Origin of the sequence: Desulfoplanes formicivorans (genome assembly GCF_001748225.1) — a bacterium.
Classification (GTDB): domain Bacteria; phylum Desulfobacterota; class Desulfovibrionia; order Desulfovibrionales; family Desulfomicrobiaceae; genus Desulfoplanes; species Desulfoplanes formicivorans.
This window is the reverse complement of the sequence record NZ_BDFE01000017.1, coordinates 426,595-440,661: the sequence shown is the minus strand read 5'-3', so window position 1 is coordinate 440,661 and position 14,067 is coordinate 426,595. Positions and strand designations below refer to the sequence as shown.

General features: G+C 50.2%; 14 protein-coding genes and 1 pseudogene. 11 read left to right on the top strand and 4 right to left on the bottom strand.

All coding sequences use genetic code 11. The annotated features are described in order from the left end of the window. The first annotated feature begins 48 nt into the window (after positions 1-48). The 3 genes from ilvN to DPF_RS11255 all read left to right on the top strand — a co-directional run bounded on the left by ilvN (position 49) and on the right by DPF_RS11255 (position 3,463). The gene (gene ilvN, locus DPF_RS11265) at positions 49-537 is read left to right on the top strand and encodes an acetolactate synthase small subunit (protein WP_069859736.1); all 489 of its coding nucleotides are present in this window, start codon (positions 49-51) and stop codon (positions 535-537) included. A 90-nt stretch (positions 538-627) separates the two neighbouring features. Beyond that, a complete protein-coding gene (gene ilvC / locus DPF_RS11260; RefSeq protein ID WP_069859735.1) occupies positions 628-1,617 on the top strand; it encodes a ketol-acid reductoisomerase in 990 nt (329 codons plus the stop codon). A 229-nt stretch (positions 1,618-1,846) separates the two neighbouring features. Continuing rightward, entirely contained in the window at positions 1,847-3,463 is a 1,617-nt protein-coding gene (locus tag DPF_RS11255; RefSeq protein ID WP_069859734.1) for an FAD-dependent oxidoreductase, read from the top strand. A 194-nt stretch (positions 3,464-3,657) separates the two neighbouring features. On the opposite strand, the gene DPF_RS11250 is transcribed toward DPF_RS11255, so the two are convergent. From DPF_RS11250 to DPF_RS11230, 4 genes are all read right to left on the bottom strand, one after another. After that, complete coding sequence (locus DPF_RS11250) at positions 3,658-5,016, bottom strand: aryl-sulfate sulfotransferase (protein ID WP_141721116.1); 1,359 nt, start codon at positions 5,014-5,016, stop codon at positions 3,658-3,660. A gap of 93 nt (positions 5,017-5,109) precedes the next feature. Then, positions 5,110-5,619: a hypothetical protein gene (locus tag DPF_RS11240; RefSeq protein WP_069859731.1), complete on the bottom strand. Its 510-nt coding sequence runs from the start codon at positions 5,617-5,619 to the stop codon at positions 5,110-5,112. A 49-nt stretch (positions 5,620-5,668) separates the two neighbouring features. Then, positions 5,669-5,998: a helix-hairpin-helix domain-containing protein gene (locus tag DPF_RS11235; RefSeq protein ID WP_083254667.1), complete on the bottom strand. Its 330-nt coding sequence runs from the start codon at positions 5,996-5,998 to the stop codon at positions 5,669-5,671. Between the two features lie 11 nt (positions 5,999-6,009). Beyond that, positions 6,010-7,107 (bottom strand): aryl-sulfate sulfotransferase, encoded by a 1,098-nt coding sequence (locus DPF_RS11230; RefSeq protein WP_231702174.1) that lies wholly within the window; start codon positions 7,105-7,107, stop codon positions 6,010-6,012. A 951-nt stretch (positions 7,108-8,058) separates the two neighbouring features. Here DPF_RS11230 and DPF_RS11225 point away from each other — a divergent pair. The 8 genes and pseudogenes from DPF_RS11225 to DPF_RS11195 form a co-directional block, all read left to right on the top strand. Then, entirely contained in the window at positions 8,059-10,968 is a 2,910-nt protein-coding gene (locus tag DPF_RS11225) for a hypothetical protein (protein WP_069859728.1), read from the top strand. Between the two features lie 15 nt (positions 10,969-10,983). Continuing rightward, on the top strand, positions 10,984-12,141 hold the full coding sequence (locus DPF_RS11220) for a putative sulfate exporter family transporter (RefSeq protein ID WP_069859727.1): 1,158 nt from the start codon (positions 10,984-10,986) through the stop codon (positions 12,139-12,141). A 10-nt stretch (positions 12,142-12,151) separates the two neighbouring features. Then, positions 12,152-12,304, top strand: coding sequence for a hypothetical protein (locus DPF_RS14130; RefSeq protein WP_176724250.1), 153 nt, complete (start codon positions 12,152-12,154; stop codon positions 12,302-12,304). Positions 12,305-12,313: 9 nt separating this feature from the next. After that, entirely contained in the window at positions 12,314-12,517 is a 204-nt protein-coding gene (locus DPF_RS11215; RefSeq protein ID WP_069859726.1) for a hypothetical protein, read from the top strand. A 33-nt stretch (positions 12,518-12,550) separates the two neighbouring features. Then, complete coding sequence (locus DPF_RS11210) at positions 12,551-12,847, top strand: ComEA family DNA-binding protein (protein WP_069859725.1); 297 nt, start codon at positions 12,551-12,553, stop codon at positions 12,845-12,847. A 20-nt stretch (positions 12,848-12,867) separates the two neighbouring features. Next, positions 12,868-13,338 carry a cytochrome c family protein gene (locus DPF_RS11205; RefSeq protein ID WP_069859724.1) on the top strand — a complete coding sequence of 157 codons (471 nt, stop codon included), beginning with the start codon at positions 12,868-12,870 and terminating at the stop codon, positions 13,336-13,338. A gap of 11 nt (positions 13,339-13,349) precedes the next feature. Further along, positions 13,350-13,544 (top strand): Ig-like domain-containing protein, encoded by a 195-nt coding sequence (locus tag DPF_RS11200; RefSeq protein WP_069859723.1) that lies wholly within the window; start codon positions 13,350-13,352, stop codon positions 13,542-13,544. 15 nt (positions 13,545-13,559) lie between these two features. Next, a pseudogene (locus tag DPF_RS11195) lies at positions 13,560-14,042 on the top strand (hypothetical protein); the annotation flags it as partial. Between the last annotated feature and the right edge of the window lie 25 nt (positions 14,043-14,067).

Sequence of the window (14,067 nt, the reverse complement as noted above, 5' to 3'; positions counted from 1 at the left end):
TATTGCAATCCATCCCCGGGGGTATCCCGGGATTTCCAGGAGTGTCCCATGCGTCATGTACTTTCCATACTCGTTGAAAACGAACCAGGAGTGCTTTCCCGTGTCGCAGGCCTGTTCAGCGGCAGGGGATTCAATATAGAATCGCTCAATGTGGCCCCCACCCTTGATGCCGGGGTTTCCAGAATGACCATCTGCACCAAGGGCGATGAACAGATCATCGAACAGATCATCAAGCAGCTGCGCAAACTGGTCACCGTGATCAAGGTGGTTGATCTGACCCATCAGCAGGCTGTTGAGCGGGAAATGGTTCTCATCAAGGTGAGTGCCGAGGACAGCAGGCGGGCGGAGATTTTGCGCATTGCCGATATTTTTCGTTGCAAGGTTGTGGATGTGGCTGCCAATGAACTGACCCTGGAGATCACCGGGGATCAGGGCAAGATCCGGGCGATCATCAATCTGTTGCAGCGGTTCGGGATCAAGGAAATTGCCCGTACCGGCACGGGAGCCCTCCGGCGGAGCATGCAGCTTGAGGAGTAGTCTTTGCCACGCACAGTGGCATAATAATGGAAAACCGGTTGGCTTGCGAAAGAGTCGGTATTTTTTCATACAGAAGTTCAAGGAGAACCCATGAAAGTCTATTACGAACAGGATGCAGATCTTACATGCTTGCAAGGGAAAACCATCGCCATCATCGGCTATGGCAGCCAGGGTCATGCCCATGCCCAGAACCTTCGTGATTCCGGCCTCAACGTGATTGTCGGGCAGCGTCCCGGCGGTCCCAATTTCGATCTTGCCAAAGAACACGGCTTCGAGCCCATGAGTGCTGCCGAGGCCGCCCAAAAGGCCGACGTGATCATGATTCTCATCCAGGATCAGTATCAGAAGGCCTTGTACGAGAACGAGATCAAGCCCCATCTTTCCGCTGGCAATGCCCTTGCCTTTGGTCATGGTTTCAACATCCATTACGGCCAGATCGAGCCGCCCAAGGATGTGGATGTCATCATGATCGCTCCCAAGGGACCTGGCCATCTGGTCCGGCGTGAGTACGAAAAGGGCGGTGCGGTTCCTTCCCTTATTGCTGTTCATCAGGATGCCACGGGCAAGGCCAAGGATGTTGCCCTGGCCTATGCCAAGGGCATTGGTGCCACTCGGTCGGGCGTACTGGAAACCACCTTCAAGGAAGAGACGGAAACGGATCTTTTTGGCGAGCAGGCGGTTCTTTGCGGCGGAGTCAGTGAACTGATCCGCAGCGGTTTTGAAACCCTGGTGGAGGCCGGGTACCAGTCGGAAATGGCCTTTTTCGAATGCATGCATGAACTCAAGCTCATTGTGGATCTCCTGTATGAAGGCGGATTCAAGCGGATGCATTATTCCATCAGTGATACGGCCGAATACGGTGATTATGTTACCGGTCCCCGGGTCATTGGCAAAGAAAGCAAGGCGGCCATGAAACAGGCCCTGACGGAAATCCAGGACGGCACCTTTGCCACCAACTGGATACTGGAAAACCAGGCCGGATGTCCCTCCTTCAAGGCCAAGCGGCGCATTGCCCATGAGCATCAGATCGAGGAAGTGGGGGACAAACTGCGGTCCATGATGTCCTGGCTTCAGAAGTAAGATCGTTTGACATACTCTTTCTTCAAAGGGGGAACCGATGGGTTGAATCGGTTCCCCCTTTGTCGTATTGTACATGGTATCTCCCCTCATATGCCTGCACAGGACCGGGGTGCAGGTTGCCAATGATTGGCAATTTCCTGCAGAAAGTGTCAATGTGCGTGCTTGGATCCCGCCCATATCACGAGGCGATCCCTTGCCGTTTTATCCCATTTAGCCATTGGAGAGAGCCATGTGCCCATTGTTTGCCAAGGACAAGGAAAAGAAGTGGCTTTTAGACGCCCCCAGCAGGGAGCATCTCAAGAATGTTTTCAAGGAGCACCTTGATAAGGATGTGCAAATTCTCTTGTTTGCCTCGGAGGAAGAAAACCAGCCCTATGGTGAATTCTGCCGTTCCCTGTTGCACGATCTGCACCGGCTGGATGCACGGATCTCTTTTGAGGAATATGATCTGTCTTCTCCCCAGGCCAAGACCCATGACGTGACCCGGGCACCCACCCTGCTGGTGCAACCGGATCAGTATGCCATCCGTTTTACCGGAGCCCCGGCCGGGGAAGAGGCCCAGACATTGATTCAGACCCTTTTTCTGGTTTCCACCGGCAGGAGCGGACTGGCCGAAGATGCCCGGGCCACCCTGGCTGCTCTTAAGGAGAAAAGGCATGTGCGGATTTTTGTGAATCCCGGATGTCCCTACTGTCCAGCTCAGGTGCTCAACGGGATCAAGGCGGCCATTGAACGGCCCGATCTGGTTGCTGTGGAATGCATTGAAACGGGTGAAAACCAGGATCTTGCGGAAGCGTTTCATGTGGGCTCGGTTCCCCATACGGTCTATGGTCCGGAGCTGGAGACCAACGGAATGGAGCCGGAACAGGTTTTCATGGAACAGCTGGTGACCCTTGTACCCTCCAAGGAGGTGGCCGGGGAGGATTTTCTCTCCGGGGAGGAAATGTCGATCGATCTGGTCATCGCCGGTGCAGGACCGGCTGGCTTGGCCGCGGGCATATATGCTTCGCGGGCGGGTCTGTCGGCTGTTGTTCTGGAAGGGGGTATTGTTGGAGGCCAGGTTGCTGTCACTCCTGTGGTGGAAAATTATCCGGGCTTTTCGTCCATTGGCGGGAAGGAGCTCGTTGCAGTCCTCCTGGACCAGGCCAGGGCCTATCTTCCGGTGCAGGAGGGCGAGGAGGTCGTGGATGTTTCCCTGGGCCGCCATGTGACTGTCACCTCCACCAAGGGCCGATATCGATGCAAGGCGCTTTTGGTGGCAACCGGAGCAACCTGGAAACATCTCGGCCTGGATGGGGAAGAACGCTTTCTGGGGCGTGGGATCAGTTATTGTGCTTCATGCGACGGGTATCTGTACAAGGGCAAGGAAGTTCTTGTGGTTGGCGGCGGCAACACCGCCCTTACCGAGGCCCTGCACCTCAGGAATCTCGGGGTTGATGTGCGCATTGTGCATCGCAGGGACGCGTTCAGGGCGGAAAAACATTTGCAGGACGCAGTGGAGCGGGAGAAGATTCCTGTTTTGTGGAACAAGATCGTGGTGGGGCTGCATGGCAAGGACGTGCTTGGCGAGGTTGAGCTGGAGGACACGCAAACCAAAGAGATCCAAAAGGTCAAGGTCCATGGGGTTTTCCTGGCCATTGGCATCAAGCCCAATACTTCCATTGTGACTCCCCTGGGCATCAAGGTTGATGCCAATGGATATGTTCAGACGGATGGCCAGGGCCGCACCAGCCTGCCCAGGATCTATGCGGCCGGTGACGTGACCGGCGGTGTTCAGCAAATTGTGACCGCCGTGAGCGAAGGCAGTGTGGCTGCCATGAGCGTGTTCGAGGACCTTGGCCGATAGAAGCGTTGAACCATCTGGGTCATGGACATGTCGCCTTGCTTGAGATTCCATGGATGGACATAAAGAAGATGTAAATAATTTTGCATTGATAGAACATGAGAACCCGGCGCGAGCAGGCGTTTTCCTGTCCAGATAACAAAGGCCCCGACACGTTCTGTGTCGGGGCCTTTGTCCGTTTATGCATTTATTCTGTCTTAGATTGCAGTGGGAGTAACGTGGAAATCAGGATTGTCCGGAGGAATAACCGGTAGTTCCTGAGGCTTGGGGAAGTTCTTGAACTGTTCACAATAATCATAAGGAATAGGCCGTGCACGGGAAACATCACTGACGTTGACATATTCCCAGACGATTTCTCCGCCTTCCGGATGATTCATGTCCGGAACGACTTGAAAAATTCTACCGGTATTGTCTGAAGAAACCAGGACGTTGCCGTTGGGCAGTTTGGTCTGGGAACTTTTGGTTTTTGAAAAGAATCTCATGTTGGAATATCCGCAGCTTTCGTATTTCCATACAAAATTTTTGGTCACGGGATTGATTTCAATTTCCAGACTTTGGCCAACACGGTCTCGGTTGCGCGGGAACAGGCCGTTATCAAAGAAAAGGATGTTTCCGGCCCCGGGGCAATTTTTGGGAATCATTTCCACTTCGTGCACGTGAGACATGCCACCCTTGTAATTATGGGTATAGGTGTACACGATTCTTTTGGTATCTTTATCGATAATGACGAATTTGTCGTGGTTGCGGGGGTTGTAGATAATATTTCCAGGCTTGAAACGTTTGTCGCCTTCGTCATACCAATGGTTGGGAGGAATAACCGAGGCGGTATTGCCGTGGGTCCAATCCGGGATAACGTTTTCAGGGCTGAAGGTGTTCACGTCCATATCAGGATCATCACCGGCATTCCATCTCCAGACAATTTTCTTGTCCGGAGTAACTTCGATAATGGAGTCTCCGACCAGTTTGACACCCTTGCGGCGAATGGTTCCCCACCAGGGCACGGTCACGTTCTTGACTTCCTTCAAACGGTGAGCCGGTACAGGACCTTCGCACAAGATCAGGGTGTTGCCATTATCAAGGCGGGTAACATAATGGTGCGGTTTGTATTCACATTTGTACTCCCAAACCAGATTGCTGTCCCAATCCCTCTCTTCCACAGTGGATGACTTGCTGTTGATGCTCAAAAGATGACCGTTCTTGAGCAGGACATCTCGACGGTTGGGGGTAGGTTTGACGGACCATGTGTGCATGACATTGCCATTCATATCAATCAGTTTGACCGAAGTAGCCATATTGCTCACGGAACCTGAAGCCGTTCCTGAACTCTTGATGGACTTTGTCCCTTTTTTGGCTCGCATATCACGATGTTTGGCGTCACGGCTATTATAGAGTTTATCATCCTGCGGGACCAGAACATAGCTGTTATATGCCTTTGAAGGATTATAAATAGTCGTTCCTGTGGGAAAGACAGAAGGAAATGCCCATGCGGAAACAGCACAGCCTACAGAAAAAATCGCAGCAGCTGCTGTTGTGGCCAATACCTGTTTTAATTTCATTATACAACTCCTTTCAAAAATAATAGTGGTTGAATACCTACATGAACAGGCCAGGCAGTTTCCAGATTATGCTTTCTGGCCTGTTCAGAAATACTAATATCCGTACATGGCCTGAGGACTCAGTTCGATATCGAACCAACCGCTCATCATGATCAGCCAGTCACTCTGCGTATTCTTGCGGATACCTTCTGCCGAAGAGTACGGTGTGCCGGCAAAGACGACGATGGTCTGTCCTTTGGTGAAAACATCATCTTTGATGAAATACTCTCGATTACCCGATTCAGAGACTTTCTTGAGTTCTTGATCTGTCAGTATTTTTTTAAGAACAGGGCCGTTGTTCTGCGCATCTCCGGGAACACCATTCAAAACAATGTAGGGAGATTTTTTATAGGCATCAAATTCGGCTGTTGTAATTTCCTTCACAGGAAACTCACTTTCCTTCAGGAAGTTGATCCAACCTTTGAGAGCTTCTTTTTGAGTGTCGCCAACGACAACGATAAGCTTGTCGCCTGAATCTGCATGACTGTTTGTTGAAAATCCAAATACAAATGTTGCCAATAATAATGGTAACAATAAAAGTTGTACATTAAACCATCTGGTCATTTTTATATCCTCTGTTTTGATTTTATTAATACGTGACAATATCTTCTCATTAACACTTTGAAGGAGCAAAAGTCATTTCAGCGTTATCTGGATCATACCAAAGGCTTCCATTTTCTTCTACAGGGTTAATGCTTTCAAGTATGCTGTTGTCGATTCCTGGGACATCCATAAGATCCTCAGCATATTTGAATGGCTTTTCTTTGGCAGCTGCAATGATAGCTTTAGCGATATCTTCAGTAATATCTGCATCAGGGATACTCATTAGCTGTTCGATCGTTGCATGGTTCAAATCAAACGGTTCAGGTTCATCTTGGGCAAAAACCTGGCCTGACAAACAGACAATGAGCAACATCACGAGTAAGGGGATAATACACTTCATGGGGTCTCCATTTATTGTTGAGCAGGTATCCGCCAAGTGGTGTTGTTTGGCGGAATGACTGCATGTTCTTCTGGTTTTTCAAGCTGTGGAACATAGTCGTAAGGTACCCGGTAGGCACGGTAGACAAGGTTGTAATTCCCGCTTTTGGTATAATAGGGACTGATGTATTCCCAGACGATTTCATGACTGGGTGTAACTTCCTGGAACTGGCCCACAGAACCGTTTGTAATCAGGGTGTTGCCATTGGGCAGCCTCTGGGCTGAACTGACATACGAGCTGTAGAATTTGCATTCGTCTCTGAGCCCCATGGTTTTACCGGATTGTTCCCAGACCTTATGCAGGTTGGTGGGGTTAAATTCCACAACACGCGAATAATCACGGCGACCGCTGGACCAACCAAAAGGCGCACCCTGGTTGGGAGCTCCATAGCCGGCAAATCCGCCGTTGTCATAGACCATGATATTACCGGCTCCAGGCAAACCTTCGGGAATCATATGGGCATGATGCTGACCGATGAACTGACCCAGTCGGTACAGGGCTCGTTTGTGGGTCTTGCCATTGAAGGTCCATTCATCTTCAGGGTAGAAGGTGGGGCCAACCTGCCAGACGATCTTTTTGGTTTTCTTGTCGATAATGCAGACAATATTTGTTTGACGGTTGGAAATGATGATATTGTCCGGATGAAAGGCGGCATTTCCAATCGGATCTTCTGTGTACCAGTGATTGGGCCCAAGATAGGAGGCCGAATTGGTATGGGTCCAGTCAGCCCCTTTCTTCCCCGGAGTGCGGGTCATGGAATAGGTGGGATACTTGCGAATGGTTTTTTTGGCAGTTTCTGAAAAATGCATCTCATCAAAATGATCTGATGCCAGCCAATCCCAGATGACCTTCCCATTTTTATCAACTTCGACAATGTAATCATCGTACAGCATCTTATTGGTAATTTTGTCATTTCTGACAAATTTATGGGTCAGGATCAGCATTTTACCCTTATAGTTATCAAGAGGTGCCGCAGGGGTATAATATCCCACAGAGTTGCCTTCAAACTGGAAGTCATGGTGCGCGCCAGCCCGAGGAATCCGGCGAACCACATTTTCCTTCCAATCCATGACCACCAGATCCGTGGAACTCGGGTCGTCCCAAACCCGTCCTTTCTTGTCCGGAGCTGGACGCATGGCCCCGGCCAGATAGCCGCCCTTCAAGAGTTTGGGCGGATGTTCGGCCTGGCACATGTTTTTCCATTGTTTGACCACATTGCCATTCATATCAATCAGAACCGTGCCTTCGCTTGGAACTTCGGTTCCAAAAAGGGTGTATCCATTCCAGCATTTATTCGGATCATAGATGGTGGTTCCGTGCGGATACACTGTTGGAAAGGCCAGAGCCTTCCATGGACGTACTGCTGTTGCCGCAGCAACGGCTGCAGCTCCAAGCAGAAATTGCCTTCTTTTCATGCTCGCTCCTTATTTGCGCTTACCAAAAATTCACACCATAAGATGTTTCTTGTGGAATAAAGCACAAAGTATGCCTAAAGAATAAATCGTTCAAAATCAGATGGATATATTGCAGTTGAGGGCCATTGTGTATGATTTCACATACATCTTCACGCGAGCCTGTATGAGTTTCCATACACTTGAACCCCCCAAAAGACCTGTGGTGTGAGACAGGTCTTTTGGGGGGTTCAAGTAATTGTCGGATGCGATGATAACACCCCGATAATGTTTGTTTTTCAGGGTGCGTTCAGTGCAGAAAAGACGGATTTCATTCCCCGGGAGCCGGGATTTCCGGGGAGACAGGAATGTCCATACACATTCCATGGATGGTCTGTAGAAGGATTTCAGCGTAGTCAGCAAGGATGTTCGCTCTCAAATTCACGCGATACAGGCCATGGCATGGGAAGCTTGTGCGGGCATTCATACAGTTGAAGTCATAAGTTGGAGAGATATTTTTAATAATTATGTAAATTCAATATGTTAAGATGTGTACGACAGCCTGGCATATTTTTTGTTTGTTCTTGAGAGACATTTCACGCATTCAGACTTCAGCAGGAAGAACAACACATGAAAAAAAACACATCAATAGTCTTGGTTCTGGCCCTGATCTTTGTCATGGGCTTTACGCAGAGCGGGACCTGTGCGGGAACTGACCCGCATGGACTTTCGCCAGCAAATGACATGACCTTTCTGCCGCATTTAGCCGGTTTACGGAATAAGGTTTTCAAAAACAGAGACGGGCAGAGCAAACACCTCTCCGAGGCCATTGTGCTGCGCCAAAGCACCATCAAAAATGGTCAGGCAAAAGTCCTTCCCGGGGGACTGTTTTATATCTCCGAAACTTCCGGAGATGCCAGACCTCTCATGCGCGACCCTTTTCTGCTTCTGGGCGAACATGCGTATCTGGTGGATCTGAGCACAGAGAAAAAAATTTTTAACGATGTTTCCATTACCAAAGGAGAACGGAAACCTTTTGGTACAACAGGGTACCGTCTCTGGTTCGATTACTCCACAGATCATTACCAAAAGCCCTATGGCGAATTTGCCGTCATTTCTCCTTCCGGGGGCTGGCCGCTGGAGTTCCCCATTGCCTCAAAATTCAGTGGGCGTGAAGACACCCGCACTCTGGACCTCAAAGAAGGCATGACATCACAATTGCTCCAGTTTTATATGGACAAGACCTACTATCTCGGGGCGAGCAAGTACGTAGCCAAAGACATAGAGTTCGATACAGCCACATTCAGTTCCATTGAGTTCCCCGTAGTCACCAGGGCCACTTTTGCCCTGGAACGGCCAGTGACTCTGGAGGTCCGCCAGGAAGACTACCGGTTGTACATGGATAAACGTATCTACGCCTATCGCCAGCCCAATGGATTTTTGGTCAAGGTCACCAACTTTACCGGCAGCAAGGTCCTGGCAGAAAAGCTGATACAGCCGGCCACTGCTCAGAATTATAAAAATCGGAACGATGCAAAAGACAGGTATGTCCTCAATGTACCCGAAGAAGACATGCGAGTGGAACTTGTTATTGATCCGACCTTTCTTAAAAATTCCGACTTTACCCCGTGGGCCACGCATAAGGCTCATGGTTTTGGCAGCGGGCACCTGTCTTTTGTCATCTACCGGAATTTGATCTCCGTAGAAAACAATCAGCCTTGGCCCCTGGACAAACGGTACAACGTGGTTTTGGAAGCCAACCCCAAAACCGGTATGCTTCAACGTCTGCTCCTGGAAAACAATGAAACCATTACCCTTGATGCTGCCAATGCATCCTATGACGGCCCGACAAAATATTCGGAAATCTGGAACCGTCCGGCTTTCAAAGTCGTGGCCAAAGATTTTGGGCCCAAAACAGTGCATACCCTTTATGTGCGGGATTATTATGGTATGCGGACCGATAACATGGTCATGTGGCCCAGCGAAGGCAAAGAAAACCTGGATTTTTTTCTGGGTTCTTCCCCTGTGCTGGAACCCATTATTGAAAGCAGCTTTCTGCAACGGTTGGCTGATTCATCTCTGGGGGCCATCATCGAAGAATCACGCTTTTCTTCCTATCCCAAGGTAGTTTCCAGCAGTGAATTCTACGAACCAGACCACACCGCTCCGCTGGTAGCTCGATTTAAGGGGCTGAAGCGGAAAATTTTTCGCAACCGCAACCATGAAAAGCTCCTTTCGGCCGAGGCCGTGTTTATCCGGGGGAGCTATGTCGACTACAAAAACGGTCGCATTGTTATCCCTCCAGCAGGCTTGTGCTATACAACCAGAAACGCCCGGAACATACGTACTCTTGCGGCTGAACCCTTTTTCATGCTCGGCAAAAAAGCGTATCTGACTACCTTCACGTCCGGTACCTATGTCCTCAAGAATCTCAATCTGGATTTTTGGAAAAACCAACCCATGGGAGACGGGAATCTCATGTACTGGCAGGATCAGCTTTTGGGCGTACGCAACAAGGCCCTGCGTTATACCGGTATGACCTATCTTGATGACCGTCCGGTCGGTTCCTTGAGCCTGATGAAATATTCAGGCAACCGCTGGGGTTCCCATTTCTTCATTGCCCAGGGGTTTGATCAGAACGATCCGGGCAATCGGTATTACATGCCCGAGGTGTTTGCCGAAGGTGCCACCTTTATTGTGCCTGAATATGTGGGTTCCAATTATGTACGGATCAAGGAATTCGCCACTCCGTCCATCAATGCCATTAGTTACACCTTAAGCAAACCCAAAAGCGAGCTTCTGCAAAGCGGTGACACGGTGCCGCTCGGTGACAAGATCCTGCGCTGCACCAGTGTGGATGAACAATGCGGAACCGTGGGGGTGGAAATTATCGATGCCTCGGGAACCGTCCTGGCCAGCAAGGTGCTAGGTCCGCTTAATACCGTGACAAACTCCCTGTTGCCTCAGCATATGGAAACTGCCCGAAAGATGCAGCTGCGCCTGGGTCCTGTCATGGTGGAAATGGATGTGAAAAAGCCTTTCAAGCAGGGCAAAGCCCAGCTCTACACGTATACCGGCATCGAAGATATGAAGCGTGATACCCCCTATAAGCATGATCCGCGTTTTATGGTCCGTCCGGATGTCTGTGGCCATTGCTATCAGTTTAACGAACTGTTGCTGGACAACCCCCAGCAGATCGTTCTGGACAAGGATCATCCCACCTACGAAGGCCCCAAAGATGCTGACGGTCAACCGTTGTTCAAAATTGTCATCGACAGTTTTGATGGCGAAATGATCATGGCCTGGCACATCGAAGGCCATCACCGGGGCAGGGTGTGTACCACCGGCAACTTGGCGTTTAGACCTCGGAATAATGTGGACGTGCTCTTGGGCATCAACGGAACGATCGAAGGCTTTCTCCGTCTGTCCATGCTTCCCAGGCTGGCGTTCAGAGATGCCTGGAGAACCGGACATGCTGCCCCGGCTACAACCATCAGTGGTGCAGTTAATACAGGCGGTTCCGCCCATATCCGCAGATAACAAAGGACTCAAATGATGAATACACTATCAACCGCCACGTACGAAATAAACAGAAGTTCTTTTTTCAGTGCCCTGTACAGTCTGAAAACTGTGCTGCCCGGACTGCTGGCCATGTTCTTTATAGCCATTTTCAGCAATAACCTGGTCGGGGTTCCCAACCCTTTCACCCTGCAAAATCTTTTTGCCTGGCTGGACGGGGTCATCGGGCCCCTGCACCACCAGTCCTTCTTTCAGATTATGAACTCCAACTTTGTCTGGAACCCCTTTTTGATGGGGTTGGTTATCGGCAACGTCTTTGGAGTTCCCGACGCCTGGAAACGAGGCCTTTCCTATATCCACCTGATGATGCCCCTGGGCATTATCATGCTGGCCCCGCATTTCATGTTCGGACATGCGGCCAAACTGGGTTTCATCCCCATTCTGATCTGTGTAGCCGCCCTGTTCGTCACGGCCACGATTACGTTGTACACCGGCAAACTGCTGAAACTCGATGACCGGCAAACATCCATTGTTGCAGGCGGTCTTGCAACAGGAGACCCTCATGCAGGGGTCATTCTCATGCCGTTGATCAAGGCCAAAGGCGGGCAGGTCATTGGGGCTTCGGCCTGTGTGATCCTCTTTGGAATTATTGCCATGCTGGTTCTCCCACTGGTCGGTCCACTCGTTGGCATTCCGGACAAATATTTCGGTCTGGCCGCAGTTACCACGGTGGGCAATGGTGCACAGGGGCTTTTTGCAGCCTTCAGCATGAGCTATGAGGCGGGACGATATGCCACATGGTTTGACGTGGGTCGTCATGTGATCATGCCTGCAGGTTTCATCTATGTCTTTGTGGTCATGTTCATCCGCAAGCTCAGAAACAAGGGAAATAATATCATCTATTCCACCGGGGATATGAAAACCTTTCCCGTCTGGCTTATGGTATTCATTTTTTGTTGGGTCCTGGCGTGCCTGCACGTGTTCAGGCAGCCGGCTGCCCACGCCATTTTCAATATGGTGCAATGGGATTTTTCCATGGCCGCCGCAGCCCTGGGGTTGAGCCTGCCGTTACGGGACATCGCTCAAAATGGTCTTCGATGTTTTGCCGTGACCTGCATTGCTGGGTTTGTGCGCATGGCCCTGCTGCTCGCTGTCATTCTCATTTGTGTTCAAACCGGATTGCTTCCGGCCTAAGGAGGTTTTTATGACGATCAACGAACATACCACGGATCAGGACGGTTTCGATTATATGGCCAATACCGGCCGGGAAGAATGTGACCGGGATATGATCGGTATTGTCCTGGCCCTGGCCATCACTGCCTTTATAACCTTCTGCCAGTATGTTGGCCTGCTCTAGGAGAAAACCATGCACGGAATCTATTATTACCTGAAACCGTTGTTTGCGATTTTTCTGATGCTTATGACCCTGGCAGCTCTGTATATGGGAGTTTTCAAGGCTGACCGCACCAGCGCATCTTTTTTTACCAAAGTATGTTCCGGGATTGCCAGCGGAGTCCTCTCCGTGGTGGCCTGGTCCTTTTTATACAGTCATCAATATCTTGGCTGGTAACCCAAAATAAAAACACCGGAAGGAGAATGTAGAATGAAACAAATCATGGTAATCCTGCCACTGTTCGCAGTTCTGCTCTTGGCAGCTGTCCCAGGCTTTGCCGGGGATCACGACGGCAAGCAAAACCTCAACACAATCACGGTGGAGCAGCTTGCCGAGGTCCCGGGGGTTGGTCAGGAACTGGCCCAAAAAATTATTGATGCCCGTTCTGAAAATGGGGAATTCGTGGACATGGATGAACTGCTGGACGTGGATGGCATCGACAACAGCAAGCTGCGAAAGCTCAAAAAGCATCTGTATCTGGAAGCCGCTTCCAGCTGTAACTGTTAGTCCGGGAAAAGGAAAAAATCATGAATCGCCTATACGTTCTTTTGTGTGCCGTGGTCGTCAACGTATGCATTGTTTCCTTTGCCCAGGCAGAGTTTTTTGGGGAATATGTCGGAGTTAAGGCGTGTGCGGACTGCCATGAAGCCAAGGTTCATGGCTGGATGACGACCCCCCATGCCCGTGCTTTTGCCGATCTGGCAGAACAGGGAGAAGAAAAACAAACCACGCCCGGTTGCGTAAAATGTCATGTGGTGGCCATGGAGGCAGAGGGCGGTTTCATCGATATGGATCTGACACCGGAACTTATTAATGTGCAGTGTGAAAGCTGTCACGGCCCCGGAGCCAGACATGTTGAAAGTGAAGATCCGGGAGATATCATCAGACATCCTGATGAAGCTTCGTGTCGAACCTGTCACACCCCGGGGCAAGACAAAAACTTCAACTATGCTATCAAGTCAAAATTCGTGCATGGTGAACGTTGTATTGAAAAATAAGGAAAAAACATATGGTTAAAAAGATATTCGCATTGGCCATGCTCTTTTGCAGCCTGACCCTTCCTGCCTTTGCCGGCGGCCTGGGGTTCAGTACGAAAACCATAGATTTCGGAACACTGCGCGAAGGTCCGACCGCCCAAAAAAAAGTGATTCTGTCCAACATCGGCAGCGAACCGGTGACCATCACCAACGTTACTACTTCCTGAAGCTGCACGACAACGACGCTTGGAAAGCGTCGTTTGCAACCCGATGAGAAAACCACATTAGTTATCACCTATAGAACGTTCAAGTATGCGGGAAAATTTGATAAAACAGTGACGGTTTTTACCGGAGACAGCAAGGAAGATGCCCATATTATTCATATCACGGGCTTTGTAGAAGCCATTCCCATGGGTGTAATCGAGGTCAGCCCCCGGAAGGTCGACGTGGGCGAACTCACGCCTGACAGGCAAAATCAGGTGCAGATCATGATCAAAAATACCGGCGACGCCCCTCTGACCGTCACTTCCATTACCTCCATGAAGTTCAAGAGCACCTACTTCACGGGCGAACTGGTTATTCCGGCCGGAAGGAGCCTCCCTGTAACCTTTGGCGTACGCCCGGTCCGATCCGGAAGATTCCTTGACATCCTTCTCGTATATTCGGATGCGCGCAATGACATCGGCAAGGGGTACAAGGTTGTTCTTTCCGGAACAGCCAAGTAAGCAAAGACCCCCTCCATCCCTTTAT

Excerpts from the sequence above, each read along its gene's own strand:
- ilvN (WP_069859736.1), top strand. The coding sequence starts at position 49 with ATGCGTCATGTACTTTCCATACTCGTTGAAAACGAACCAGGAGTGCTT.
- ilvC (WP_069859735.1), top strand. The coding sequence starts at position 628 with ATGAAAGTCTATTACGAACAGGATGCAGATCTTACATGCTTGCAAGGG.
- DPF_RS11255 (WP_069859734.1), top strand. The coding sequence starts at position 1,847 with ATGTGCCCATTGTTTGCCAAGGACAAGGAAAAGAAGTGGCTTTTAGAC.
- DPF_RS11250 (WP_141721116.1), bottom strand. The coding sequence starts at position 5,016 with ATGAAATTAAAACAGGTATTGGCCACAACAGCAGCTGCTGCGATTTTT.
- DPF_RS11240 (WP_069859731.1), bottom strand. The coding sequence starts at position 5,619 with ATGACCAGATGGTTTAATGTACAACTTTTATTGTTACCATTATTATTG.
- DPF_RS11235 (WP_083254667.1), bottom strand. The coding sequence starts at position 5,998 with ATGAAGTGTATTATCCCCTTACTCGTGATGTTGCTCATTGTCTGTTTG.
- DPF_RS11230 (WP_231702174.1), bottom strand. The coding sequence starts at position 7,107 with ATGGATTGGAAGGAAAATGTGGTTCGCCGGATTCCTCGGGCTGGCGCG.
- DPF_RS11225 (WP_069859728.1), top strand. The coding sequence starts at position 8,059 with ATGAAAAAAAACACATCAATAGTCTTGGTTCTGGCCCTGATCTTTGTC.
- DPF_RS11220 (WP_069859727.1), top strand. The coding sequence starts at position 10,984 with ATGAATACACTATCAACCGCCACGTACGAAATAAACAGAAGTTCTTTT.
- DPF_RS14130 (WP_176724250.1), top strand. The coding sequence starts at position 12,152 with ATGACGATCAACGAACATACCACGGATCAGGACGGTTTCGATTATATG.
- DPF_RS11215 (WP_069859726.1), top strand. The coding sequence starts at position 12,314 with ATGCACGGAATCTATTATTACCTGAAACCGTTGTTTGCGATTTTTCTG.
- DPF_RS11210 (WP_069859725.1), top strand. The coding sequence starts at position 12,551 with ATGAAACAAATCATGGTAATCCTGCCACTGTTCGCAGTTCTGCTCTTG.
- DPF_RS11205 (WP_069859724.1), top strand. The coding sequence starts at position 12,868 with ATGAATCGCCTATACGTTCTTTTGTGTGCCGTGGTCGTCAACGTATGC.
- DPF_RS11200 (WP_069859723.1), top strand. The coding sequence starts at position 13,350 with ATGGTTAAAAAGATATTCGCATTGGCCATGCTCTTTTGCAGCCTGACC.